The sequence below is a fragment of the Flavivirga eckloniae genome, from assembly GCF_002886045.1.
In the GTDB taxonomy this organism is placed as follows: Bacteria; Bacteroidota; Bacteroidia; order Flavobacteriales; family Flavobacteriaceae; genus Flavivirga; species Flavivirga eckloniae.
In genome coordinates this window covers 890,001-914,769 of record NZ_CP025791.1, presented here as the reverse complement: position 1 = coordinate 914,769, position 24,769 = coordinate 890,001, and the positions used below count along the sequence as shown (strand labels likewise).

Here is a 24,769-nt window from a genome sequence, read left to right as displayed (position 1 = left end):
TATATAAAATTATTTTTTAAGTATGTCTATAATCTATGTATTAATATTTGTGGGTACATAGAAAAGCCAGTAATTCATATAATTACTGGCTTTCTTAATTCGAAATGGTACCTCTTATGCTATGGTAACTTATAAGGATTTAAAGTTTCAATGTTTCCGTCGTCTTTATACGTTATTTCTGCAACTTTTATTGAACGAAGATGCGTGATACCTTTTGATAAGCTAGAGTCATGATAGAATAAATACCATGTACCATCAACCTCACAAATAGAATGATGGGATGTCCAGCCTACCACAGGGTTTAAAATACGTCCGCCATAAGTAAACGGTCCATAAGGATTATCTCCAATAGCATAACATATAAAATGTGTGTCGCCAGTTGAGTATGAAAAGTAATATTTGCCGTTGTATTTATGCATCCAGGAGGCTTCAAAAAAACGTCTATTGTTATCACCCTCTAAAAGTAAATGTCCGTTTTTGTCCAGAATTTTAATTTCTTTTGGTTCTTCTGCAAACTCTAATAGATCATCAGTCATTTTTGCAATAATAGGTAATAAAGCAGGTTCATTTGCATTTGGTAGTTCATTAGCTTCATCGTAAATATTATGGCGGTACTTTTGAAGTTGTCCGCCCCAAATACCACCAAAATACATATAATAACTACCGTCTTCATCTTCAAAAACAGCAGGGTCTATACTGTAACTTCCTTTAATTGCTTCAGGTTGAGGTGAAAACGGACCAACAGGAGACTTGGATGTAGCGACACCTATTTTAAAATGACCATCTTTACTTCTTGCAGGAAAAAATAAATAATACGTGCCGTTTTTATGTGCAGCATCGGGAGCCCACATTTGGCGTTCTGCCCAGGGCACATCTTTTATGTGTAATGCCATGCCATTATCAACGGCTTCACTATCTATGGAGTCCATTGAAATAACATGATAATCTTCCATTCCGAAGTGATCACCATTATCATTAAACGGAATTCCCGCATCAATGTCATGCGATGGATAAATATATATTTTCCCGTTGAACACATGGGCAGATGGATCTGCTGTATACATGTGAGATACCAAGGGTTGCGAAATAGCTCGACTGTTTAAATCATCAAAATTGATATTATCTATACTTTCTTCTGGCATAATTTTATTTAGTTACTTTAATGTTTCTTCTTTCTTTTAGCTCAGATTCAATTTGAAGTTCCATTGTTTTGTTTATTTCATAGAAGTATAATGATACAAGCCCTATTAAAAATGGAATAGCTGCATAGATGCTAATTGATAGTTTAATACCATTAATAGTACTTGCTGCTTGCGTTGTTAATGTAGAATCATAGTTGTAAAGACTTAGGATACCAGTAACGAATGAGGTTCCAAACGTAAGCCCTAGTTTTAAGCCGACCATCATAGCTGAAAAAATTATAGCGGTAGCACGACGATTGTTTTTCCATTCGGAGTAATCTGCTACATCTGCAATCATTGCCCAAAGTAGTGGAATTGTAATGCCATAAAAGAAACCATGACATATTTGGGTTACAAACATTAATGTGATGGATTCTGGCGGATAGAAATAAAATAACATAATGAATAGGGTTGCCAGTAATAAACCTATACCAAACACATCTCGTTTTCCATATTTATCTGCAAGCCTTTTAGAAAACATAATGCCAACTATCATAAAAATAATACCACCAGCATTAAACAAACCAAAGCCATACCCTACGATATCGTCATGGCTATTTACCCCTAAGCCTTCTAAAAAAGAAGTTAGATGCGGTAAGCTTATATAATTTTCAAAATAATATATAAGCATACCGCCTTTTAAGGCTAGAGAAATGAATAGTAGGGTTACTAAAAATAGCATAATAACCCAAGGTTTATTTTTAAAAAGGTCGGTTAGATCTTCCTTAATACTTGATCTTTGCTCAGGTTTAGGTAGTATTCTTTCCTTGGTTGTAAAAAACGTAATGAATAGAAATATGGTACCTATTATGACTAAAAATGTCATCACTTTTTCCAAACCAACGGCTTGATCGCCTTCTCCAACAATATTTACTATGGGGTATAATAATACTTGAATAATAAATTGAGCTACCATAACAGCTATAAACCTATAGGAGGAAATACTATTTCGTTCTGCCATGTTTCCTGTAATAACACCGCTTAGTGCAGAATATGGGAGATTATTTGCTGCGTAAAGAACAAGCAATAGGGTATAGGTAACCACAGCATAAATAACTTTACCTGTAGGGCTAAAATCTGGTGTACTAAAAGTGAGTATAGCTATTATACCAAAAGGAATTGTGGTCCAAAGAATCCAAGGTCTAAATTTACCCCATTTTGTATTGGTTCTATCCGCAATAGCACCCATAACAGGATTAAAAAACAAAGCAGCAAAAAGACCAACAAAAAATATAATAGCACTTGCCGTTTCTGGAGCTATCTTATAAATATCAGTATAAAAGAAAGCTAAAAATGTCATTAAGGTTTGAAAAATCAAGTTAGCCGATAGATCTCCCAGGGCATACCCAATTTTTTCTTTTACCGATAATTTCTGTGTATTAGAATTCATATATTGATGTTAAATTTTTGGTTAGTTATTGTTTTTTAAGGCTAATACACTTCGATAATCTGGTTTAGGTTTGTTTTCTCGGTCAAAAAAGCAGTGGGTGATTTGTTTTGATTCATTTTTGCAACCATAAAAAAGAAATGTAGGGGTGAAAAAAGCCAAAAGGGTATAGGTTTGTTTTATCATATATTTTATAGCTAATACTTTAGAAAAGTGAATTAAACTAGAAGTGAAATTTTGTGGTAATAAAATTACTTTTTATCACGTATTAACTATAAAACAAAATAGACCAATAGTAAAACAATTGTTGCGGAAATTGACTAATATTTTACATGATAACACAGAGCCTACCTGTATTATTAGCTTTTTCAGATAATAGGGGTTTTAATAAGATAAAGTTATAATTCTTAATTGATGTACATTAGAGGAGTTTAAGGTAGACTATGAAACAATACAACGAAGGGTTTTTAGATTTGCACCACTTTTAAGTATTTATCTGTTTATTTTATAACCCTTATTGACTTCTTTAGAACTTTAACGATGTGAGGTTTTATTTTAGAATACTTTATATTAATGTTTTGGATATTATTAACAGCACTCTAAAAGATACTATTGATTATAGGTCTTGTTTAGTCTTTTTTTTCTGATTTTTTAAAGAGATTAACTGTTTTAAGTATTCATTTTCAGGGTCTAACATCTTTATAGCATCATGGTATTCGAATCTAGTCCTTTTCACTATCCTTGAATGATCAAAAAATAGTCTTTGATACGCTTTGTAGATAAATTCAAGTTCTAACTTACTACTAATCTTTTTATCAAATATAGCATCAAAGGAAGGCGACCTAAAACCAAATTCTTGTATTTGTTTTCCTATTTCTATTAATTCTTCACTTTTATTATATGCCAAATTAAGTTGTTTTAATTCGTACAAAGAGAATTGAGATAATACGCCGCTTTGTTGTGCTGCTTTCCAATTTTTATTTCTAAAATAATCACTATGAAGTTGTATGATAGAAGACATGTTACTAAGTCGCATTCGAAGATCCAAAAGTTTTACTTCGTTTAAGCTCGTATTTCCTTCTAGAAAAGAATTAAAAAGTTGATCTGTTTCCTTTTTCTCAAGATTAATATTATCATAGAATACTTCTTCAATATACCAAAGCCCTTTTCTTAATTCACTTACTATGGCGCGTTTGTAACTTTCCTTCTTTTTGTAATTACTATAATGTTGAAAACCTATATAGCATATAGCTACAAATATTAAAATAATTAAACTAATACGAGATTGGTTTTTATTTTTCATCATAATGCGTAGAATTATAAAGAATAGAAGCCTTCATATATTTACTCTAAATTAAAACACATTCTAATCAAGAAGATCTATTGTTAAGCCTTTTTCTGATATTGTTAATTGCTTAATGCAGGAGAAAGGGAAAAATTCGACAGCTTTTCCTTTGAAAATAAAACCTGTTTCTGTTAATGAAATTTTTAGATTTTCATATTTGTATAACACGTATTTAGAATTTCCACTCTCAAAGAATACCTTAATATTCTTTATGAAAACTTTGCTAATTTCGTCAAGTGAAGTCTCTTGCAGAGTTATAATTTTTTCAACATCCGACTTTGTGACCTGAGCATAGGATATTGTTGAAAAACTGAGAGCGAAAAATATTGCAAGAGCCAAATTTATAATTGATTTTTTCATAATTATTTAGTTTTTATTGTTTTTAATTTCATTGGTATATTCAGATTTCTATTCTTAGTTAAAACTTGTGTATTACTAAGGAAAGAGGCTAGGCTCATAACTTTGTACAGACCTTTTATTTTCTGTAAAGGTATTATTAAAATAAAATAACGGGTTGTCAAAAAATTACTATTTTGTCTTGATCCGTAATGATCTTATTGGATTTCCGTAGCATTTGATATCAATTGAAAGTAAGAAAATAAAAAAGCCTGAAAACATTATGTTTTCAGGCTTTTTGAATAATCTTAGAAAGATTCTTGTGACCGGGCTGGGGCTCGAACCCAGGACCCTCTCCTTAAAAGGGAGATGCTCTACCAACTGAGCTACCAGGTCAATATTTCAATACTAACATTACTTTGTTTGTTGTTAGTAACTACAAATTTATAATACTGTAGATTTTTTTATTCAAATTAACTAGAGTTTTTACTCGATCCACAATTAGCCTTGATCAGATAAACTTCTATCCCTTGTTAATGGAAATAAAAAATCCTCCATTTCCATGAAGGACTTTAATTAAGTGACCGGGCTGGGGCTCGAACCCAGGACCCTCTCCTTAAAAGGGAGATGCTCTACCAACTGAGCTACCAGGTCATTATTTCAACACTAACGCCACTTTGTTTGTTGTTAGCGGGTGCAAATATAGAACGTTTTATTAATTAAACAATACTTTTTTAAAAAAAAATTTGTTTTTTTGCACCGCTAAAATGTATGTTTTTAATAATCAATTTATAGCGAGAAAATGATTGTAGTTTTAATTGGGTATATGGCTTCAGGAAAGTCAACTTTGGGTAGAATATTGGCAAACAAATTAAACTACGATTTTATAGACCTGGATGATTATATAGAAGAAAAAGAACAATTGCTTGTTAGTGATATTTTTAAATCTAAGGGAGAACTATATTTTAGGAAAACCGAAACATTATACCTTAAGGAACTTTTAGATAGCAAAACCAATCTGGTTTTATCGTTAGGGGGAGGAACACCATGTTATGGAAATAATATGGATATACTTAAACAAGCCACTCACGCAAAAAGCATTTATTTAAAAGCATCCATACCAACTTTAGTAGCAAGGCTGAAAGATGAAAAAAGTAAACGTCCGTTAATCTCGCATATTGAAACCGAGGAATTACTAGCAGAGTTTATAGGAAAGCATCTTTTCGAACGTTCCCCATTTTATAGTTTATCTGAAGTTACCATAACATCAGATAATAAAACAGAAGAAGATATTATTGAAGAATTGGTTTTACAGCTATTCTAAAACAGCCTCGAAAGTCTTACCCTCTAAAACCACATTAACATGTTCATGTAAGGAGGTAGATAATGAAATGCCTTTAAAATCTGCCTTAACAGGATACTTTTTATGATTTCTATTCACTAAAACAGCCGTTTTAAACTGTTTTAAAGGAACATTTAAAAAATGTTTAACACCATAAATTAAAGTAGTACCAGAATTTAAAACATCATCAACAAGCACCAAAGATTTATTTTTGTAGTCTTCAGGTGAAATAGATGTTTTTATATCTGAGGAAGGATTCTTTTTATCAATACTAACTTTACAAAGTGTTGGCTGTATTTCAGATATTTTCTGTAGTGCCGTTTTTAATTTTTTAGCAAATATGTATCCGTTTTTATCAATACCGGCTAGAATAACTTCTTTTTCATTTACATTGCTTTCGTATATCTGAAAAGCAATACGTCTTATCTTATTGTTTATTTCGTTATGATTAAGGATGATATTATTCTTAACAGCCATAATAGTCAATTCTAAAATTAAAGGGTAAAATTACTCATTTTCATCTGTAAAACTATCAATATCCCTTCTATCTTTTTTAGTAGGCCTGCCAATCCCTTTTTTTCTATAATAATCCTTCGAATACTTTAAAAGCTCTTGAGCTTCAAATTGCTCTTTTGGCGTTATATCTGTTCTGTAAATATCAACAAGTTTAGCACCAACTCTGCTTTGCGGAATATCATTTACAACAAGCTTATAGTTTATTTGGTTTTTCCTTAATTCAATGGTATCTAGTGCATAGACCTCTCTGCTTGGTTTAACAATTTCTTTATTGACCCGTACTTGACCTTTTTTACAGGCGGTAGTAGCAAGAGTTCTTGTTTTGTAATACCTAATACACCATAAATACTTATCAATTCGCATACAATTATTCTAAAAACTACGTTAATGTTCTTGTGCAAAATTATTTAAAAATTGTATCTTGCGCACCAAAAATAAGCAATATTGGGACATTCATAGCTTAAACTTTTAAAAGGAAAGCTAGTTGATTAAATGAATGTAACATTTGTACTCTGCGAACCATCAATATGGTCGTTCTAAACAGCAAATAAAAACAAATATGAAATTAAGAAAAATAGCTTTTATTACATTATGCTTGGTAACTTGTTTTTTGTCTTGTAATAAAGATGACGATGGAGAAACTATTGAACCTGTTCCAGTTAGAGACAGAGCAGAGCAACAAGTTGCAGATAAAGCGGTTTTGTTGGATTATTTAGCAACTCATTATTATAATTCAAGTGCTTTTGAAGCGATTGAACATCCAACTATTAAGGATATAGTTATTACAAAACTTCCCGAAGGAACTACAACTGCTCCAGATGGAAACACATTATTGAAAGATGCAACCAATCTGGAAACCATAAGTATTAATTTTGCAGATATAGAATATGAATATTATTTACTTAAATTAAAACAAGGCACAGGGACAGAATCGCCAGAATTTGCAGATAATGTATTGATAGTACATGAAGGGAGATATGTAAGTAATACTGTTTTTGACAGTGCCATAAACCCGATAACTTTTGATTTAACAGGAGAAATGCCTGGATGGGGCAAAGTATTTCCTCTATTTAATGTTTCAAAAGACTTTATTGAGAATACAGATGGCACAGTTAGTTTTCGGGGGCAAGGCATAGGGGTTATGTTTTTACCATCAGGACTAGCGTATTTTGCATCCCCACCATTTGGATCAACGATTCCGCAATATTCGCCACTCATTTATAAGTTTGAATTATTACAAACAACTCAAAATGATCACGATAATGATGGAATACCTTCTTATTTAGAAGATGTAGATGGTGATGGAAATTTATTTGATGAAAATACAGATAACGATTTAGAAATCAATGGGTTTACTCCAAAATTTAATTTTGTAGACTCAGACGATGATGGTGATGGTATATTAACCATTAATGAAGATATAGATGGAGATGGAGACCCGACAAATGATATAGGAAAAAATGGTATTCCGAAATATTTAGATCCAGAAGAAACAGAATCAAAACTAAATAAATAATAGTTTTAAAAATTAAAAACCTCGCATTAGCGAGGTTTTTTTGTTTTAATAATCCTAATGGTAGTCTATTTATAAAATTAAAGAAAAACTCAAAATTAATTGACTCGGCCTGGTATCTAACCTACTTACGTTAACATTGTTATTGCTTAAAAAAGTAGCTTCGTTTTTACTAAAGCCTCTTTCGTAACGCAGATCTACACCAATTCTTTTAAGGTTAAAACCAACACCAAAATTAAGGCCAACCGAAAAATCATTCTTTACATTCTCAATAGAAATACCATCAAATTCAGAATCCAGAATATATTGAAGAGATGGACCTCCAAATACACTAATAGGACCAATTATTCTTGTACCAACTAATAAAGGTGCATCTAGTTTCTGCATCTTAAAACTATCGTCGGTATAATCACTTTTAGTAGCAGTATAAACAATTTCTGGTTTAAAATAAAGTCTAGGATTTCCTATTTTACCAAATACACCAACGTGGTATCCAACATTTCCATCGGGGTTTTCAGAGTTACTGTTAATAGATTCAATATAATCACCATTAGCGTTGTAATTCAATCCTGCTTTAATACCCACACCAGTAATCATTGAAGATTGTGCCATGGTAGTCGCAGGAATAATTAAGATTATTGCCAAAATAAAAAATAGATGTCTCATAATAATTCGTTTTTTAGATTTGATTCCTAATATCAAAAACGTTGCCAAAGGTATATTATTTTCCTCTTTATATTATTGTTATAGGTTTTCGGTTATTTATATTTACTACCATATGTGGTTTCAATAGAGTATAAGCAAGAGAACTTAGACTAATTAGATAAGATAAAACTAATTTAAAACTAAAAAAATATGTAGGTTTGCCAACTTATAATGCTGTAGAGATGAAATTTGAATTAAAGGCAAAAGATGCTCAAAGTAAAGCGAGAGCAGGTAAAATAACTACCGATCATGGTGTTATAGAAACACCTATTTTTATGCCAGTTGGTACAGTAGCCACTGTAAAAGGCGTGCACCAACGTGAGTTAAAAGACGATATAAATCCCGACATTATTTTAGGTAATACGTACCACTTGTACTTACGTCCGCAAACAGATATTATTGAAAAAGCAGGCGGACTTCATAAATTTATGAATTGGGATAGAAATATCTTAACAGATTCCGGTGGATACCAAGTATATTCCTTATCGGCCAATAGGAAGATTAAAGAAGAAGGCGTAAAATTTAAATCGCACATAGACGGAAGCTATCATATTTTTACTCCAGAAAATGTGATGGAAATTCAGCGAAGCATAGGTGCCGACATTATTATGGCTTTCGATGAGTGTACACCATACCCATGTGACTATAATTATGCAAAACGCTCTATGCACATGACGCATCGTTGGTTAGATAGATGCATTAATCATTTAGAAAAAACACCCTTAAAGTACGATTATAATCAAGCATTTTTTCCAATAGTACAAGGAAGCACCTATAAAGATTTGCGCATGCAATCTGCAGAATATATTGCAAACTCTGGTGCTGTTGGTAATGCTATTGGAGGATTGTCGGTTGGTGAACCAGCAGAAGAAATGTATGCCATGACCGATGTGGTTTGCGCCATTTTACCAGAAGACAAACCACGATATTTAATGGGTGTAGGAACACCAATCAATATTTTAGAAAATATTGCGTTAGGAGTAGACATGTTCGATTGCGTGATGCCAACAAGAAATGCCAGAAATGGAATGCTATTTACAGCTTATGGTACCATTAACATAAAAAATTTAAAATGGGCAGAAGATTTTTCACCCATTGATGAAATGGGTATAACTTTTGTAGATACAGAATACAGTAAAGCCTATTTAAGACATTTATTTAGTGTTAACGAATTGTTAGGTAAGCAAATAGCAACCATACATAATTTAGGGTTCTATTTATGGTTGGTTCGAGAAGCAAGAAAGCATATATTAGCAGGAGATTTTAAAACATGGAAAGATAAAATGGTAAAACAAATGGATAACCGTTTGTAGTATTTATGAAAATTCTTGATTGGTATATATTAAAACGCTATTTGTTTACATTCTTAATGATGTTACTGCTCTTCATTCCTATTGGAATAACAGTACATCTGGCAGAAAAGATTGGTAAAATATTGGAAAATAATGTGCCTTTTGGTGAGGTTATGCTTTATTTCCTGGATTTTACAATTTATTTTGCGCACTTGCTTTTCCCATTATTTTTATTCCTATCGGTTATTTGGTTTACATCTAAACTTGCCAACAATACAGAAGTTGTTGCCTTTTTAAGTTCTGGGGTGTCATTTACGCGTTTTTTACGTCCTTACATGATTGGAGCCTCCGTAGTAGCTGTTTTGGCAATTATATTAGGTTTATTTTTAGCACCTAAGGCTAGTGAGGGGTTTAATGACTTTAGTTTTAAATATTTTAAAAAACATAAAAGTGCCGTACAAAAAACAAATGTGTTTCGACAGATAAACGATAACGAGATTATTTATGTGAGCAGTTTCGATGTAAAGAATAAAGAAGGAAAAGATTTTACTTTGGAACACTTTAAAGATAACAAGCTCATACACAAAATCACTGCGAGTAAAATAAAATATATAGAAAGTGATACCATATATCGATTAACTAATTATCTTAAAAGAGATATTGGTGCAAACGAAGATGAATTAGATGTAATTAGAAAAAAGGACACACTGTTTTCTTTTCATGTAGACGATCTTATCCCTGTAATATATGCAGCCGAAACCAAAATGTATGGCGATTTAAAGCGTTTTATCGAAAAAGAGGAAGCCAGAGGGTCTTCCAATGTAGGACGTTTTAAATTGGTTTTATATAGAAAATGGAGTTTACCGGTTTCAGTATTTATTCTAACAATTATAGCAGTAGCAGTGTCGTCAATAAAAAGGCGAGGAGGTATGGGTGTTAACTTAGCCGTTGGTATTTGTATCGCTATGGTTTTTGTATTTTTCGATAAGATTTTTGGTGTTATGGCCGAACAATCCGATTTCCCACCATTGATTGCCGTATGGTTTCCTAATGTCATTTTTGGTATTTTAGCGATTTACCTTTTGTATAATGCCAAACGCTAAAATTAAAAATTATTTACACCTTCACTTTTTAGTTTTTATTGCAGGATTTACAGCTATTCTTGGCGAGTTAATTACAATAAAAGCAATTCCACTGGTTTGGTATAGAATGGTGATGGCATCTATTTTAATGTTTATATATATTAAGGTAGCTCAGGTTAAATTAAAAATCAGGCCAAAATCTCTTGTCAGGCTTTCAATAGCAGGAATTATTATAGCATTACATTGGATTACTTTTTTTGGAGCCATAGACGAATCCAATATATCCATAGCACTAGCCATGTTCTCTACCGGAGCCTTTTTTGCGTCCCTTATAGAACCCATAATTTATAAAAGAACCATTATTTGGTATGAAATTCTTTTTGGAATTATTGTAATAATAGGGGTTTTTATAATTACACAAAGTGAAATAAAATACCTTACTGGTATTTTATTAGGGATTTCCTCGGCGTTTTTTTCTTCATTGTTTGCAGTATTAAACGGAAAGTTTTTAAAACAACATACAGCCACAGTTATTTCGTTTTACGAATTTTTAAGTGGGGTGTTATTCATTTCAATTTACATCATGTTTTTTGGTGGTGGATTTTCTTTGAGTTTCTTTACATTAAGTATATCCGATTTCGGATACCTCTTTATATTGGCTTCCATTTGTACTGCCTATGCCTTTATTGCATCAGTACACGTAATGAAGCTCATTAGCCCCTATACAGTAGTGTTAACGTATAATTTAGAGCCTATTTATGGGATCATTATGGCATTGATATTATTTCCGGAGAAAGAACAAATGAGCGGATCGTTCTACTACGGTGCTATAATAATTATAACTACAGTAATTTTAAATGGGATTATAAAAAACTCAAGAAAATTAAAAAGAAAGCATACTTAACAGTACAAGAAAATTAAAGTTTTTTATATTTGTACGCTAACTAAAAATTAATAGCCTAAACAGAATTCTTATGGAATATTTAGAATTTGAACTACCTATAAAAGAGCTAGAAGATCAACTACAAAAGTGTAGAGTGATTGGCGAGGAAAGTGAAGTAGATGTTACTGAAACTTGTTCTCAAATAGAAAAGAAACTTAAAGATACCCAAAAGGATATTTATAAAAACCTATCGCCTTGGCAACGTGTACAATTGTCGCGTCACCCTAATAGACCTTATACTTTAGATCATATAAAAGCGATTTGTGGTGATTCTTTTTTAGAATTACACGGAGATCGTAATATAAAGGATGATAAAGCTATGATTGGTGGTTTAGGAAAAATAGGCGATCAAAGTTTTATGTTTATTGGTCAGCAAAAAGGCTATAACACAAAAACCAGACAATATCGAAATTTTGGTATGGCAAACCCAGAAGGTTACCGTAAAGCTTTACGTTTAATGAAATCTGCCGAGAAATTCGGAATACCAGTTGTAACCTTAATAGATACCCCTGGCGCATATCCTGGCTTAGAAGCAGAAGAACGTGGGCAAGGAGAAGCCATAGCCAGAAATATTTTAGAAATGACACGCTTAAAAGTTCCTATTATAGCTATAGTAATAGGAGAGGGTGCATCTGGTGGCGCCTTAGGTATTGGTGTTGGAGATAAAGTATTAATGTTGGAAAATTCCTGGTATTCTGTAATATCGCCAGAAAATTGCTCTTCAATACTATGGCGCAGCTGGGAATATAAAGAACAAGCAGCAGAAGCCTTAAAACTAACAGCCACAGATGCTATGAAAATAAAAGTAGTAGATGGTGTTATTAAAGAACCACTTGGAGGCGCACATAGAGATCGAGAAAAAACATTTTCGGCAGTTAGTAATGCCATTGTAAAATCTTACGAGGATCTAAAAAACTTATCACCAACAGATTTGATTTCCCAGCGTATGGAGAAATATGCAAATATGGGCGTGTATAAAGGCTAATCCTTTTAAAAACCTAACATAAAAAAATCTGAAACATCTAGTTTTGGATTTTTTTATGCTTATCAACAATATTTTTTAGTTATTAACAGTTAGAATGTTAATGACTGGTGAGTAACCAAAATTCAATTTTTGTTTTAAAACCCTTTCTTTTTAATTACTTTCGCAAGTATGAAACAACCCAAACAAGTCCAAGGATATAAAGTAGATAAAAGTACTATTATTAGTCTTGAGAAAGGGAAAATACCCCCGCAAGCACTTGATTTAGAGGAAGTTGTGCTTGGGGCGATGATGATCGATAAAAAAGGAGTAGACGAAGTAATCGATATTTTAAGTGCCGAAGCATTTTACAAAGAAGCACATCAACATATATTTGAAGCTATATTTCAGCTGTTCGAAAACAGTGAACCTATTGACTTATTAACCGTTTCTACACAATTAAAGAAGAATGCAAAGCTAGAAATGGTAGGAGGTGACTTCTATCTTATTTCCTTAACACAAAAGGTGTCGTCTTCTGCTCATATCGAGTTTCATGCTCGTATTATCCTACAAAAATTCATTCAGCGGAGCTTGATTAAAATATCAAGCGAGATTATTGAAGACTCCTACGATGAGACTAAAGATGTTTTCGATTTGTTGGATGCAGCAGAATCCAAATTATACGAAGTTACCCAAGGAAATATTAAAAAATCTAGTGAAACGGCTCAAGAGTTAGTTATACAAGCTAAAAAGAAAATTGAGGAAATTTCGAATAAAGAAGGATTAAGTGGTATTCCAACAGGGTTTCACAAACTAGATAAACTAACCTCGGGTTGGCAGCCTTCCGATTTAATTATTGTGGCAGCACGTCCAGGTATGGGTAAAACCGCTTTAACGCTCTCGATGGCAAGAAATATTGCGGTAGATCAAAATATAGGGGTTGCTTTCTTTTCATTAGAAATGGCATCCGTACAGTTAATTACCCGTTTAATTTCTAGTGAAACTGGTCTTTCTTCAGAAAAATTACGTACTGGTAAGTTAGAAAAACACGAGTGGGAACAACTCAATGTAAAAGTAAAAGGTTTAGAAAAAGCACCGCTCTTTATTGACGATACCCCATCACTTTCAATTTTCGATTTAAGAGCAAAAGCCCGTCGTTTAGCATCACAACATGATATTAAACTAATCATGATTGATTATTTACAATTAATGACAGGTGGTCCTAGTCATGGTGGAAACCGTGAGCAGGAAATTTCCATGATTTCCAGAAACCTTAAAGCATTAGCTAAAGAATTAATGGTACCGGTAATTGCCCTGTCGCAATTGTCGCGTGCTGTTGAAACGCGTGGAGGAAGTAAACGACCATTATTATCAGATTTACGTGAATCTGGTGCTATTGAGCAAGATGCCGATATTGTATCATTTATTTATAGACCTGAATACTATAAAATTGACGAATGGGATGATGAAGAACGTTCACCAACAGAAGGTCAGGCAGAGTTTATTATAGCAAAACATAGAAATGGTGGTTTAGAAAACATACGATTAAAATTCCTTGGTCATTTAGGTAAGTTTGATAATTTAGATGACTTTGACTCACCTTTCGAATTCCATTCGAAAATGAATGCTGCGGCTAACGACGATACTTTTAAAACAGACGATTTTAAAGCAAGCCCAGATCAGGCCTTTGGTAGTTCATTTAACGACGATGACGACAACGAAGTACCATTTTAAGAACTAATCTTCTGTTAAACATATTAAGAAAGAAGAAAATTTAAGTATCTTTCAACTAAAATAAGATTTCTGTCATTTCGAGGCCTGCCTGTATCAGACAGGGAGGAACGACCGAGAAATCTCTTAACGTTTAGCTTCATATTGAAAAAGATAGTATTCGTATTATTGTTCATATTAATAGGTGTTAATGCCTATGCATCCTATATTCTTGTTCCGATGGATGCCGAAAGTCAAAAGAATCATTTAAAAGCTTATGGCATAACCTATTGGACACTCAATAAAGGGTTAAAAGTAAAGTGGCTTTTAAATTATAGAGGTGGTTCATTTTTATTGCCCGATACTAACGATATTCAGCGAGAATGTCAAATACGAGGTATTTCTTTTGAGGTACTTTCAAATTCCAAAGTAGAAAGTATTTTAGAAGAAATAAGCAGCCCCAGTAAAAATATGGAGGCCGTAGTGTTAGAAAAAGCTCCAAAAATAGCGGTATACACACCAAAAGGCAAGCTCCCTTGGGATGATGCCGTAACCATGGTATTGCAATACGCAGAAATTCCATATGAAACGGTTTATGATGAAGAAGTATTAAATGATGGATTACTGCTATTTGATTGGTTACACTTACACCACGAAGATTTTACAGGGCAGTATGGTAAATTTTATGGAGCATATAGGGCAGCCTCATGGTATATTCAAGAAAAAAAGGATGCCGAAGCATTGGCTGCAAAATTAGGTTATAGTAAAGTATCTCAAGAAAAATCGGATGTTGCTTTAAAGATTAGAGACTATGTCGTTGGGGGTGGATTTATGTTCGCTATGTGCAGCGCTACAGATAGTTTCGATATAGCCTTGTCTGCCGAAGGTGTAGATATCTGCGAACCTATGTTTGATGGCGATGGTAGCGATCCGGCTTATCAAAATAAAATAGATTTTAATAAAACCTTTGCATTTACTAATTTCATCTTAGAACGAAGCCCGATTGTGTACGAGTTTTCTTCGATTGATATGACACGTAAACGCAGAGTACCAAAAACAACCGATTATTTTTCTTTAATGGAGTTTTCTGCAAAATGGGATCCAATTCCAACTATGTTATGCCAAAATCATACAGCGTTAGTGAAAGGTTTTATGGGGCAAACAACATCATTTACAAGAGATGAAATAAAATCGAATGTATTGGTTTTGGGAGAAACCAAATCAAACGGAGAAGCTAAGTATATCCATGGAATAAAAGGAAAAGGATTCTTTACATTTTATGGAGGGCATGATCCGGAAGATTATCAGCATCGAGTAGGAGATGCGAAAACAGAATTAGATCTGCATCCTACATCTCCTGGCTATCGACTTATTTTAAACAATGTACTGTTTCCTGCAGCAAGAAAGAAGAAACAAAAAACGTAATAGTTTAAGCTAAAAACTATGGAGTAATAATTTCGATGGTTCTGTGAAATGTATATACAAAACCATCAGCACCGGTGCCTTCAGACAAGTTGTTTTGATTTATTATTAGTCTCTTTTTATCATCAATTTCGAATTCACCAAACTCATCTTCATTAATAATAAGAAACGTTTTATCATCAACTTTTTTGATAGAAAAGGGGTAAGTACCAGCATCAAAAGCATCCTGTTTGGTGTCGTCGGTGTTTTTATTTACCACCATAAGCTTTGAGTTTGCATCATCAAAAGTCCAAATTACAGTTTCCAAAGGAAATTCATGGTCAACACCAGCAATACCACCAGTAGTTTTAATTAAATGCCAATGAGGTACTCTAATTCGAGGATCGGGATTGGGGCTGTCATTTATAGAGCAACTTGTAAAGACAAGGAGGCTAAACAAACCAATAAATAATACTTTTTTCTTTTTCATGTGTTCTTAAAATATAATAGGTTTATTATATAGATGAAGAACCAAATGAAAGGTTGCGTATAACAATAAATGATTCGTTTAGTTAATTATTGAGCTTTTAATGCGTCTTTGGCGTTTACCAATTGTTCCAAAATATACTCAACCCCGGCATTGTCATTATTTTTGGTTTCAAAACGAGCAGTTTCTTTTACGTTTGGATGAGCATTTTGCATAGCATAACTAAAATATCCGAGTTTTAGCATTTCTAAATCGTTATTATAATCACCAAAAACCATCGTTTCCTCTTCGGTAATATCGTAAGCCTTTTGAATCAGGCTAATGGCATGACCCTTATTGGCTAAATCTTCAGAAATATCTACCCAATGATTTGCAGATACCTTTACTTTATATTTCGATTCTAAATGTTTTACATGCGGATAAACATGTTTTTCAGAACTTACTTCATGGTATAAAGCTATTTTAAATATATCTTCTTCAATAGCATCAACATGGTCTATAATTGAATAATTAGTATAATATTCAGATAGCAGATCAACTAAAGGTTTAGATGTACTCATGGCATAGGCTTTATACTGTGTGCAAAACACAGGATGTGTATTGTCAAGAGTGCTAATCAAGCTGACTATTTCAGGCAAATTATCAGGCGATATGGGGGTAGACAAAAGCGTGGTATCATTTTTAACAGCCAGGCCTCCGTTTTCTGAAACAATAATGATGTCATCTTTTATGGTGTCTAGCTTGTCTATCATACTGCAATATTGTCTGCCGCTAGCAGCTACAAAAATAATATCGTGAGCTTTGAGTTTTTTAAATAAATCAAAAAAATGTGTGCTAACTTCGTGTTTGGAGTTTAGTAAAGTGCCATCCATATCGGTGACAACTAATTTTACTTGGGATAAATTCATGGTAAAAAATAATTAAACACAAATGTAGTTCACAAACCTCTAAAAGCAGTATTTATTTTAATATGTTAACGATAATTTGTTAGTGGTCGTTATTTTATCCCCCATTTTCATATGAAGCGTTTAAAATAGTATTGCGAAACTGCATGCTGGAGAACTGTGGTTGCCTAAACTACTTTTTTAAGACACGAATTTATACCAATAATTAGATGTAAGATTGACTATGCTAATCTATGGTCACGAATAATACTTTTCAGCCAGACATAAATTCAGGTAAATTTGAATTCTAAATAATGCTTTTACAATTAATATTTATTAATTATTAAACATGGTTTATTTTTAATTAAACAGATAAAGGCTATGATAATTTGTGAACATTCGTGAAATTCGTGCCTTTACTTTTTACAGGATTTGAAAATACCTATTGCATATCTCATGAACTTGCCTTGAGGATAATTCATCTTTAGTAAAAAAAGAAAAATGCTTACACTATTATTTTAATAAAAGCGTGATAATATATACTTTGGTTGTACGTAAGCATAAAACCATATTGTTATGAAGTTTTTCCAAAAGGAAATTAGGTTAAAGTCCTATCCCAGGGGCTTCCATTTAATTACAGATACTATTCTGGACGTTGTTCCGGATATTAAATCAATAAACATGGGGCAATTACAAGTGTTTATTAAGCATACTTCGGCCAGTTTAACCATAAATGAAAATGCAGATGCAACAGTAAGAACAGATTTCGAATCGCATTTCAATAAGATGGTTCCAGAAAACGCACCATATTATAGGCATACTTACGAAGGTTCAGACGACATGCCGGCGCATATCAAATCATCATTGCTGGGAGCATCAGTTAATATTCCTATTACAAATGGTAAGTTAAACTTAGGTATTTGGCAAGGCGTTTATTTATGTGAGCATAGAGATTATGGAGGTTCAAGAACTATTGTAGTTACTGCTTTTGGAACTTAAAATAATAACTGTTTAGGTCTATAATAAAAGTATTATTTTCTATTTTTAACCAATCCCAAAAATCATGAATCGTGGTATTAGAAAGAATCAACAATTGGTTTAACCTATCCAAGCAATACTTTTTTACATATAAAGAAGGGTTTTTCAATCTGTCATTTTTAGCAAATTCTCCAGACATGATTGTTAAAAGCTGCATAAAAATGCCATTCATGAAAGTTGATGAAGAAAGACAGATGCTTTATTCTGATACGCCGTTTGTAAAAGGAGAATTTAGTTATGTAGAGTTGGAGCCTGGATTATGGATAATGAATTCTACAATGCTTTATAAGAATAATGTGTCTTACAGGCCTATTTATGATAAAATGTTAGAATCAAATTACTATTGTGTAACCATTAGTCTTGTTGAAAATAAATTTAATGCTGATTTTTATGAGTTTGATAATTATAAAGTTGAGAGCCATTCAATAACCTTTGTAAAACCAGCAACAGATTTTTTGTTTTGTCATTTTAAAGGTTCAAAAGAAAAAATGTATATCCTGTATTTTAGTGAGACATGGGCAAAAAACAACATTATGAATTCGCCAAGTATATCTATTGGTGTTAAAAACTTATTTTCTAATAAAAGCATTGAGGTTTTAAATTATATATACGATAAGAAAGAATTTAGTGGGTTAATTAGAAACCTTTCATATTATTTTAATAATTCACCCAAACCCAATCTTTTAGAATTAAAAAAAATCACGTATCATTTTTTTGACTTATTTTTTAGTTCTTTAGAGAAAAGAGATACACGAGAATCATTTAAACTGAGTTTAAAAGAACAAATGAAAATTGAGAAAATCGAACATTTTTTAAAAGGTAATTTGTACAACAAATTTCCTGGAATTGAAATAATATCGGATAAATTTAATATAGCGCCCTCAACACTTAAAAGGAGCTTTAAATTGGTTTATGGTACGTCCGTTTTCAAATACTTTCAAAACAAGCAAATGGATTTAGCTCTCGATTATTTTAAAAGCCATGATACTATGGTGAAGGATGTTTCTCAAATATTCGGATATGAAAATGTAAGTAAGTTTTCCTCAGCGTTTCAAAAAAGGCATAATATGCTGCCATCAGAAATTAAATGATAAATATTTCCCTACTTCTGAGCCTATTGGGCTATTTAGAGCTTTTTGGAGCATTCGTTTAAGATGTGCTTAAATAGATTTGTCTTTAATTAAAAACAAATCTATTTATGAAACAGAAACTTTACTTTTTATTATTGGTTTTACTTTGTCAATGTATATCATTCGGGCAAATTTTAGATCAAAGCAATTTTAATCCAGACTCTCCAGATTATGAGTTTGCTTTTGGGGATAAATATCATGAAGCTATAGGGCAGTCTTTTGTAGCGGGAATTACAGGGGAATTATCTAGCATTGCTATTAAATTGGATGATACAAATAATTCTCAATCACATAACCCGCCAATAGGAGGAACGGCGACATTAACTATTTATCAAGGACATGGTTATGGTGGTAACGTTTTGGGTGTAACAACGTTTACAACAGATGGTACAGAGAATGGGGAATATAACATACCTGTATTTTCTCAAAAAATCAAACAGATAAAGGATTCTGTTTATACTTTTAAATTAAGCGGAGCAACTGGGCGCGTTATTGCCAATGCCAGCCCTAATGCTTATTTCCAGGGCCTCTTATATACAAATTCCGGGGAAAACGGATCACCTAGTTTTGATTTAAAATTCAAAACATTTGTTACCCCACCAATGGAAGTAAATGTATCATCTCAGATAAACGTAAGGTGCCATGGAGGGAAAACAGGAATGGCAACTGTGGTGGCCTCTGGAGGCACACCGCCATATATGTATATATGGAGTAATGGAGTTACGGCAGCTTCAATTACAGACGTGGAAGCAGGAACTTATGAAGTTACAGTCACTGATGCTAATAACTGGGAAGCAAAAACATCAGTCACAATTTTAGAACCAACAGTGTTGAATTTAAGTATTGCTTCTCAAACAAACGTAAAGTGTAACGGAGGAACTACAGGATCGGCAACAGCATCAGTTACAGGCGGCACGTCACCATATACATATGCATGGAGTAACGGGGCAACGACATCTTCAATTACAGATGTGGCGGCAGGGATATATGAAGTTACGGTAACAGATGACAATGGCTGTACAACAACAGCATCTACAACTATTACACAACCAACGGCATTGCATGCAAACATTGGTGACCAAACAAACGTTAAGTGCAACGGAGGAACTACAGGATCGGCAACAGCATCAGTTACAGGCGGCACGTCACCATATACATATGCATGGAGTAACGGGGCAACGACATCTTCAATTACAGATGTGGCGGCAGGGATATATGAAGTTACGGTAACAGATGACAATGGCTGTACAACAACAGCATCTACAACTATTACACAACCAACGGCATTGCATGCAAACATTGGTGACCAAACAAACGTAAAGTGTAACGGAGGAACTACAGGATCGGCAACAGCATCAGTTACAGGCGGTACGTCACCATATACTTATTTATGGAATAACGGAGCAACAACAGCTTCAATTGTAGGTGTAGCAGCAGGGATATATGAAGTCACGGTAACAGATGACAATGGCTGTACAACAACAGCATCTACAACTATTACACAACCAACGGCATTGCATGCAAACATCGGTACCCAAACAAACGTAAAGTGCTACGGAGGAACCACAGGGTCAGCAACAATATCGGTTACAGGGGGCACATTACCATATACTTATTTATGGAATAACACAGCAACAACAGCTTCAATTGTAGATGTAGCAGCAGGGGTATATGAAGTTACGGTAACAGATAATAATGAGTGCACAACAACAACAACAACAGTAACCATTACAGAGCCAATGCCTTTGGCGCCACCAAATGTTATTACTCCGGTTATGTACAACCAGGGAGATACCGCATCGGCCTTAACCTTAGACGAAGAAGGAGTGGAGGTGTTATGGTACACTACCGAATCAGGGGGTACAGGAAACATAGATGCTCCCGTACCAAATACAGAAACTGTAGGCAGTACGTCGTATTGGGTTTCAAGTGTTAGTTCAGACGGTTGCGAGAGTGAACAACGGGCAGAAATAGTTGTAACCATTAGCGGGACGCTTTCCACATCAAAGAACGACAAGGGAAATGACCTTGCGCTATTCCCAAACCCGACAAGTGGAACTATAACCATTGGTAATAACCAATTACTAAAGGAGGCTCAGGTAACGATATATGATTTAAAAGGCAGGGCATTAAAAAAAGAAGCGTTAAAGAACCAACCAACCGTGGTTGATATATCCGACCTATCAACGGGAATCTATATTTTCAAAATCAAGACAAACGATTCAGAATTCGTAAAGCGAATTGTAAAGCAATAGCTTTTTTAAGTTATTAATAAGTGGGTTAAACAAAAAAATCCGATTCAATTAAGAATCGGATTTTTTATTAAGCGAATAATATGTTTTACAATAGGCGAAACGCCTTATTTTACTTTCTCTATTACAGCTTTAAAAGCCTCAGGGTTATTCATAGCTAAATCTGCTAAAACCTTACGGTTTAATTCAATATCATTAGCTTTTAATTTCCCCATGAATTGAGAATAAGATAAACCATGTTCTCTGGCACCTGCGTTAATACGCGTAATCCATAAAGCACGGAATGTTCTCTTTTTGTTTCTACGGTCTCTGTACGAGTATTGCATCGCTTTATCAACCGCATTTTTAGCTACCGTCCAAACGTTTTTACGTCTTCCAAAGTAACCTTTTGCTTGTTTTATTACCTTTTTTCTTCTGGCTCTTTTAGCTACAGAATTTACTGATCTTGGCATAATTTTAATTGTTTTTTGTAGTAGGCGCCCCGAACTTGTTTCGGGAACTTTTTATCAATCGGCCTAACTCCAGGGTTTATAATTTATTTAACCGGTTAAAAGTATATTACTTTAAACGTAACATCGTTTTAACATTGTCCTCGTCAGACTTATGTACTAAAGTATCATGAGTCAGAGCAAGTTTACGCTTTTTAGACTTCTTTGTTAAGATGTGACTTTTAAAAGCGTGCTTTCTTTTAATCTTTCCAGTACCTGTTAACTTAAAACGTTTTTTGGCACTAGATTTAGTTTTCATTTTAGGCATTTTCTTCTCCTAGTTTTAATTATCGCTTAATTATCGTGTGCTGAACTCGTTTCAGCATGTTATATCTTATTATATTATACTTAATTTATCTATTCTTCGAGCTCCGAGCAAAATCATGGTCGCCGAGCGAAGTCGAAGCGTTATTTTTTTGGAGCAATAAACATGGTCATTCGCTTACCTTCTAAACGTGGCATTTGCTCTACTTTTCCAAGTTCTTCTAAATCTTGAGCTAAACGCAACAATAAGATCTGACCCTGTTCCTTAAATATAATGGAACGTCCTTTAAAGAATACAAAAGCTTTAAGCTTGGCACCTTCTTTTAAGAACTTCTCGGCATGTTTCTTTTTAAACTGATAATCGTGGTCATCTGTTTGAGGACCAAAACGAATCTCTTTAATAACAACTTTAGTCGCTTTAGACTTTAAAGCCTTATCGCGCTTCTTTTGCTCATAAAGAAACTTCTTATAATCCATAACCTTACAAACAGGAGGATCGGCATTAGGTGAAATCTCAACCAGGTCTAACCCTTGCTCATCTGCTATTTTTAAAGCATCTCTTGTAGAATAAACACCTATATCAACATTGTCTCCTACAAGACGAACGTTAGGTGCTGTTATCTTAGAGTTAATCTTATGTTTATCCTCTTGTATAACCCTTCTATTGGGTTGATTTCTTCTTCGAATTGCTATGGCGTTATCTTTTTAAATTAAACTTTATTTTTTTAGAACGATTTTAACGTTTTACTTATCTCTTCTTTTACAATTTTAGAGAATTCATCAATGGAAATCATTCCTAAATCCTCTCCACCATGCTTACGCACAGTTATTTTATTTTCTTTCTCTTCTTGCTCGCCAATAATGATCATAAACGGGTGTTTCTGCATTTCGGCCTCCCGAATCTTCTTTCCTATAGTCTCATTTCTATGGTCTACAAGGGCGCGAATTTCGTCATTTTCTAGCAAATTTAAAACTTTTTCAGAGTATTTTTCGTATTTCTCGCTAATTGATAGTATTATAGCCTGTGTAGGCATTAACCAAAGCGGGAAATTTCCAGCCGTATGCTCTAATAAAATTGCAATAAAGCGTTCCATGCTTCCAAAAGGAGCACGATGTATCATTATAGGTCTGTGCAGCTCATTATCGCTACCTTTATAAGTTAGATCAAAGCGTTCGGGTAAGTTATAATCTACCTGTATGGTTCCTAACTGCCAACGTCTACCTAAAGCGTCTTTTACCATGAAGTCCAATTTAGGACCATAAAAAGCAGCCTCACCTTCTTCAATAACATAATCTAAACCTTTATCCGATGCAGCACTAATAATAGCTTGTTCCGCTTTTTCCCAATTTTCAACATCTCCAATATATTTATCCGGGTTTTCCGGATCCCTTACAGACACCTGAGCTGTAAAGTTTTCAAACCCTAAAGATCCAAAAACATAAAGTACTAAATCTATAACATTTTTAAACTCTTGGTCTAATTGATCAGGAGTACAAAATAAATGTGCATCATCCTGTGTAAAACCTCTTACTCGGGTTAAACCATGTAATTCACCACTTTGTTCGTATCTATATACAGTTCCAAATTCAGCATAACGCTTAGGTAAATCTTTATAACTCCATTGTGCACTATTGTATATTTCACAATGGTGCGGACAGTTCATGGGTTTTAATAAAAATTCCTCGTCCTCTTTAGGCGTACGTATCGGTTGAAAACTATCTTCACCATACTTGGCATAATGCCCCGAAGTAACATATAATTCTTTCTGTCCTATATGAGGAGAAATAACCATTTCGTAACCCGCTTTCTTTTGGGCAGCTTTTAAAAAGTTTTCCAGGCGTTCGCGTAAAGCAGCCCCTTTTGGCAACCATAAAGGTAAACCTTGGCCAACTTTTCTCGAGAATGTAAAAAGCTCTAATTCCTTTCCTAACTTTCTATGATCACGTTTTTTAGCTTCTTCCAATAAAGCTAAATACTCTGTAAGCTCTTTCTGTTTAGGGAACGATATACCATAAACACGGGTTAATTGAGGCTTATTTTCATCACCCCTCCAATAAGCACCAGCAACAGATAAAACTTTTACAGCCTTTATAATGCCAGTATTAGGAATGTGTCCCCCACGACATAAGTCTGTAAAAGAAGAATGATCACAAAAAGTAATCGTACCGTCTTCCAGATTTTCTATCAGTTCAGTTTTAAACGCATTGTCCTTATAAAGTTCTAAAGCCTCGGCTTTAGTTGCAGAACGCATTTTAAAATCATGTTTCCCACGGGCAATCTCAAGCATTTTAGTTTCTATAGCCTTAAAATCTTTTTCAGAAACTATGTGTTCTCCAAAATCTACATCATAATAAAACCCATTTTCAATAGCAGGTCCAATAGTAAGTTTTGCACCAGAATACAATTCCTCAATAGCCTGTGCCAATACGTGTGCCGACGAATGCCAAAAAGCCGTTTTACCCTCATCATTATTCCAGGTGTATAAAACTAAAGAACCATCGGTGGTTAAAG

Annotated in this window: 24 protein-coding genes and 2 tRNA genes (1 of these 26 running past the window's edge); 11 read left to right on the top strand and 15 right to left on the bottom strand. The window is 33.7% G+C overall.

What is annotated here, in order from left to right; all coding sequences use genetic code 11:
- Positions 1–119: 119 nt before the first annotated feature.
- From C1H87_RS03880 to C1H87_RS03855, 6 genes are all read right to left on the bottom strand, one after another.
- Positions 120–1,142: a glycoside hydrolase family 43 protein gene (locus C1H87_RS03880; protein ID WP_102754555.1), complete on the bottom strand. Its 1,023-nt coding sequence runs from the start codon at positions 1,140–1,142 to the stop codon at positions 120–122.
- A gap of 4 nt (positions 1,143–1,146) precedes the next feature.
- Complete coding sequence (locus C1H87_RS03875; RefSeq protein WP_102754554.1) at positions 1,147–2,571, bottom strand: MFS transporter; 1,425 nt, start codon at positions 2,569–2,571, stop codon at positions 1,147–1,149.
- 613 nt (positions 2,572–3,184) lie between these two features.
- Positions 3,185–3,874, bottom strand: a complete 690-nt coding sequence (locus tag C1H87_RS03870) for a hypothetical protein (RefSeq protein ID WP_102754553.1) — start codon at positions 3,872–3,874, stop codon at positions 3,185–3,187.
- A 60-nt stretch (positions 3,875–3,934) separates the two neighbouring features.
- On the bottom strand, positions 3,935–4,273 hold the full coding sequence (locus C1H87_RS03865) for a hypothetical protein (RefSeq protein ID WP_102754552.1): 339 nt from the start codon (positions 4,271–4,273) through the stop codon (positions 3,935–3,937).
- A 299-nt stretch (positions 4,274–4,572) separates the two neighbouring features.
- Positions 4,573–4,645, bottom strand: a tRNA-Lys gene (locus C1H87_RS03860).
- A 185-nt stretch (positions 4,646–4,830) separates the two neighbouring features.
- Positions 4,831–4,903: transfer RNA gene (locus tag C1H87_RS03855), tRNA-Lys, on the bottom strand.
- A 148-nt stretch (positions 4,904–5,051) separates the two neighbouring features.
- Between C1H87_RS03855 and C1H87_RS03850 the strand changes: the two genes are divergently transcribed.
- Positions 5,052–5,573 carry a shikimate kinase gene (locus C1H87_RS03850; RefSeq protein ID WP_102754551.1) on the top strand — a complete coding sequence of 174 codons (522 nt, stop codon included), beginning with the start codon at positions 5,052–5,054 and terminating at the stop codon, positions 5,571–5,573.
- Here the strand turns inward: C1H87_RS03850 and C1H87_RS03845 are convergent.
- Both C1H87_RS03845 and C1H87_RS03840 read right to left on the bottom strand, forming a co-directional pair.
- Entirely contained in the window at positions 5,565–6,068 is a 504-nt protein-coding gene (locus tag C1H87_RS03845) for a phosphoribosyltransferase domain-containing protein (RefSeq protein ID WP_102754550.1), read from the bottom strand. The two genes, C1H87_RS03850 and C1H87_RS03845, sit on opposite strands and share 9 nt — an antisense overlap.
- A 30-nt stretch (positions 6,069–6,098) precedes the next feature.
- Positions 6,099–6,470, bottom strand: a complete 372-nt coding sequence (locus C1H87_RS03840) for an RNA-binding S4 domain-containing protein (RefSeq protein WP_102754549.1) — start codon at positions 6,468–6,470, stop codon at positions 6,099–6,101.
- A 196-nt stretch (positions 6,471–6,666) separates the two neighbouring features.
- Between C1H87_RS03840 and C1H87_RS03835 the strand changes: the two genes are divergently transcribed.
- Positions 6,667–7,623, top strand: a complete 957-nt coding sequence (locus tag C1H87_RS03835) for an FKBP-type peptidyl-prolyl cis-trans isomerase (RefSeq protein WP_158655113.1) — start codon at positions 6,667–6,669, stop codon at positions 7,621–7,623.
- Between the two features lie 69 nt (positions 7,624–7,692).
- Here C1H87_RS03835 and C1H87_RS03830 read toward each other — a convergent pair whose 3' ends face one another.
- Positions 7,693–8,286, bottom strand: coding sequence for an outer membrane beta-barrel protein (locus tag C1H87_RS03830; protein ID WP_102754547.1), 594 nt, complete (start codon positions 8,284–8,286; stop codon positions 7,693–7,695).
- Positions 8,287–8,507: 221 nt separating this feature from the next.
- Here C1H87_RS03830 and tgt point away from each other — a divergent pair, with 221 nt between their 5' ends.
- The 6 genes from tgt to C1H87_RS03800 all read left to right on the top strand — a co-directional run bounded on the left by tgt (position 8,508) and on the right by C1H87_RS03800 (position 15,738).
- The gene (tgt, locus tag C1H87_RS03825; RefSeq protein ID WP_102754546.1) at positions 8,508–9,638 is read left to right on the top strand and encodes a tRNA guanosine(34) transglycosylase Tgt; all 1,131 of its coding nucleotides are present in this window, start codon (positions 8,508–8,510) and stop codon (positions 9,636–9,638) included.
- A 5-nt stretch (positions 9,639–9,643) separates the two neighbouring features.
- Positions 9,644–10,720, top strand: a complete 1,077-nt coding sequence (locus tag C1H87_RS03820) for an LptF/LptG family permease (RefSeq protein WP_102754545.1) — start codon at positions 9,644–9,646, stop codon at positions 10,718–10,720.
- Positions 10,707–11,603: a DMT family transporter gene (locus tag C1H87_RS03815; RefSeq protein ID WP_102754544.1), complete on the top strand. Its 897-nt coding sequence runs from the start codon at positions 10,707–10,709 to the stop codon at positions 11,601–11,603. The genes C1H87_RS03820 and C1H87_RS03815 overlap by 14 nt, the downstream gene beginning before the upstream one ends.
- 70 nt (positions 11,604–11,673) lie before the next feature.
- Complete coding sequence (locus C1H87_RS03810) at positions 11,674–12,627, top strand: acetyl-CoA carboxylase carboxyltransferase subunit alpha (RefSeq protein WP_102754543.1); 954 nt, start codon at positions 11,674–11,676, stop codon at positions 12,625–12,627.
- A 168-nt stretch (positions 12,628–12,795) separates the two neighbouring features.
- A complete protein-coding gene (gene dnaB / locus C1H87_RS03805) occupies positions 12,796–14,337 on the top strand; it encodes a replicative DNA helicase (protein ID WP_102754542.1) in 1,542 nt (513 codons plus the stop codon).
- Between the two features lie 216 nt (positions 14,338–14,553).
- Positions 14,554–15,738 carry an asparagine synthetase B gene (locus C1H87_RS03800; protein WP_102754541.1) on the top strand — a complete coding sequence of 395 codons (1,185 nt, stop codon included), beginning with the start codon at positions 14,554–14,556 and terminating at the stop codon, positions 15,736–15,738.
- Positions 15,739–15,754: 16 nt separating this feature from the next.
- Here C1H87_RS03800 and C1H87_RS03795 read toward each other — a convergent pair whose 3' ends face one another.
- Positions 15,755–16,204 carry a hypothetical protein gene (locus C1H87_RS03795; RefSeq protein ID WP_102754540.1) on the bottom strand — a complete coding sequence of 150 codons (450 nt, stop codon included), beginning with the start codon at positions 16,202–16,204 and terminating at the stop codon, positions 15,755–15,757.
- A gap of 86 nt (positions 16,205–16,290) precedes the next feature.
- Positions 16,291–17,109 carry an HAD family hydrolase gene (locus C1H87_RS03790; RefSeq protein ID WP_102754539.1) on the bottom strand — a complete coding sequence of 273 codons (819 nt, stop codon included), beginning with the start codon at positions 17,107–17,109 and terminating at the stop codon, positions 16,291–16,293.
- A gap of 552 nt (positions 17,110–17,661) precedes the next feature.
- Here C1H87_RS03790 and C1H87_RS03785 point away from each other — a divergent pair.
- The 3 genes from C1H87_RS03785 (at position 17,662) to C1H87_RS03770 (ending at position 21,508) form a co-directional block, all read left to right on the top strand.
- The gene (locus C1H87_RS03785; RefSeq protein WP_102754538.1) at positions 17,662–18,084 is read left to right on the top strand and encodes a secondary thiamine-phosphate synthase enzyme YjbQ; all 423 of its coding nucleotides are present in this window, start codon (positions 17,662–17,664) and stop codon (positions 18,082–18,084) included.
- A 71-nt stretch (positions 18,085–18,155) separates the two neighbouring features.
- Entirely contained in the window at positions 18,156–19,214 is a 1,059-nt protein-coding gene (locus C1H87_RS03775) for a helix-turn-helix domain-containing protein (protein ID WP_158655112.1), read from the top strand.
- Between the two features lie 107 nt (positions 19,215–19,321).
- Positions 19,322–21,508, top strand: coding sequence for a T9SS type A sorting domain-containing protein (locus tag C1H87_RS03770; RefSeq protein WP_102754535.1), 2,187 nt, complete (start codon positions 19,322–19,324; stop codon positions 21,506–21,508).
- 104 nt (positions 21,509–21,612) lie between these two features.
- Here C1H87_RS03770 and rplT read toward each other — a convergent pair whose 3' ends face one another.
- The 4 genes from rplT to thrS all read right to left on the bottom strand — a co-directional run.
- On the bottom strand, positions 21,613–21,957 hold the full coding sequence (gene rplT, locus C1H87_RS03765; RefSeq protein WP_102754534.1) for a 50S ribosomal protein L20: 345 nt from the start codon (positions 21,955–21,957) through the stop codon (positions 21,613–21,615).
- A gap of 106 nt (positions 21,958–22,063) precedes the next feature.
- Complete coding sequence (gene rpmI, locus C1H87_RS03760) at positions 22,064–22,261, bottom strand: 50S ribosomal protein L35 (protein WP_102754533.1); 198 nt, start codon at positions 22,259–22,261, stop codon at positions 22,064–22,066.
- A 140-nt stretch (positions 22,262–22,401) separates the two neighbouring features.
- Positions 22,402–22,911 carry a translation initiation factor IF-3 gene (infC, locus tag C1H87_RS03755; RefSeq protein ID WP_233783446.1) on the bottom strand — a complete coding sequence of 170 codons (510 nt, stop codon included), beginning with the start codon at positions 22,909–22,911 and terminating at the stop codon, positions 22,402–22,404.
- A gap of 71 nt (positions 22,912–22,982) precedes the next feature.
- Positions 22,983–24,769: the 3' portion of a threonine--tRNA ligase gene (gene thrS, locus C1H87_RS03750; RefSeq protein ID WP_102754531.1), read on the bottom strand. Its footprint extends 148 nt past the window's final position; 1,787 of the gene's 1,935 nt are visible here — the last part of the coding sequence; its start codon lies off the right edge, out of view; it ends in the stop codon at positions 22,983–22,985.

Excerpts from the sequence above, each read along its gene's own strand:
- C1H87_RS03795 (WP_102754540.1), bottom strand. The coding sequence starts at position 16,204 with ATGAAAAAGAAAAAAGTATTATTTATTGGTTTGTTTAGCCTCCTTGTC.
- C1H87_RS03830 (WP_102754547.1), bottom strand. The coding sequence starts at position 8,286 with ATGAGACATCTATTTTTTATTTTGGCAATAATCTTAATTATTCCTGCG.
- dnaB (WP_102754542.1), top strand. The coding sequence starts at position 12,796 with ATGAAACAACCCAAACAAGTCCAAGGATATAAAGTAGATAAAAGTACT.
- C1H87_RS03770 (WP_102754535.1), top strand. The coding sequence starts at position 19,322 with ATGAAACAGAAACTTTACTTTTTATTATTGGTTTTACTTTGTCAATGT.
- C1H87_RS03875 (WP_102754554.1), bottom strand. The coding sequence starts at position 2,571 with ATGAATTCTAATACACAGAAATTATCGGTAAAAGAAAAAATTGGGTAT.
- C1H87_RS03845 (WP_102754550.1), bottom strand. The coding sequence starts at position 6,068 with ATGGCTGTTAAGAATAATATCATCCTTAATCATAACGAAATAAACAAT.
- C1H87_RS03800 (WP_102754541.1), top strand. The coding sequence starts at position 14,554 with ATGGATGCCGAAAGTCAAAAGAATCATTTAAAAGCTTATGGCATAACC.
- C1H87_RS03820 (WP_102754545.1), top strand. The coding sequence starts at position 9,644 with ATGAAAATTCTTGATTGGTATATATTAAAACGCTATTTGTTTACATTC.
- C1H87_RS03785 (WP_102754538.1), top strand. The coding sequence starts at position 17,662 with ATGAAGTTTTTCCAAAAGGAAATTAGGTTAAAGTCCTATCCCAGGGGC.
- C1H87_RS03815 (WP_102754544.1), top strand. The coding sequence starts at position 10,707 with ATGCCAAACGCTAAAATTAAAAATTATTTACACCTTCACTTTTTAGTT.
- C1H87_RS03865 (WP_102754552.1), bottom strand. The coding sequence starts at position 4,273 with ATGAAAAAATCAATTATAAATTTGGCTCTTGCAATATTTTTCGCTCTC.
- C1H87_RS03810 (WP_102754543.1), top strand. The coding sequence starts at position 11,674 with ATGGAATATTTAGAATTTGAACTACCTATAAAAGAGCTAGAAGATCAA.
- rpmI (WP_102754533.1), bottom strand. The coding sequence starts at position 22,261 with ATGCCTAAAATGAAAACTAAATCTAGTGCCAAAAAACGTTTTAAGTTA.
- C1H87_RS03835 (WP_158655113.1), top strand. The coding sequence starts at position 6,667 with ATGAAATTAAGAAAAATAGCTTTTATTACATTATGCTTGGTAACTTGT.
- C1H87_RS03870 (WP_102754553.1), bottom strand. The coding sequence starts at position 3,874 with ATGATGAAAAATAAAAACCAATCTCGTATTAGTTTAATTATTTTAATA.
- C1H87_RS03850 (WP_102754551.1), top strand. The coding sequence starts at position 5,052 with ATGATTGTAGTTTTAATTGGGTATATGGCTTCAGGAAAGTCAACTTTG.
- C1H87_RS03790 (WP_102754539.1), bottom strand. The coding sequence starts at position 17,109 with ATGAATTTATCCCAAGTAAAATTAGTTGTCACCGATATGGATGGCACT.
- C1H87_RS03840 (WP_102754549.1), bottom strand. The coding sequence starts at position 6,470 with ATGCGAATTGATAAGTATTTATGGTGTATTAGGTATTACAAAACAAGA.
- rplT (WP_102754534.1), bottom strand. The coding sequence starts at position 21,957 with ATGCCAAGATCAGTAAATTCTGTAGCTAAAAGAGCCAGAAGAAAAAAG.
- C1H87_RS03880 (WP_102754555.1), bottom strand. The coding sequence starts at position 1,142 with ATGCCAGAAGAAAGTATAGATAATATCAATTTTGATGATTTAAACAGT.
- tgt (WP_102754546.1), top strand. The coding sequence starts at position 8,508 with ATGAAATTTGAATTAAAGGCAAAAGATGCTCAAAGTAAAGCGAGAGCA.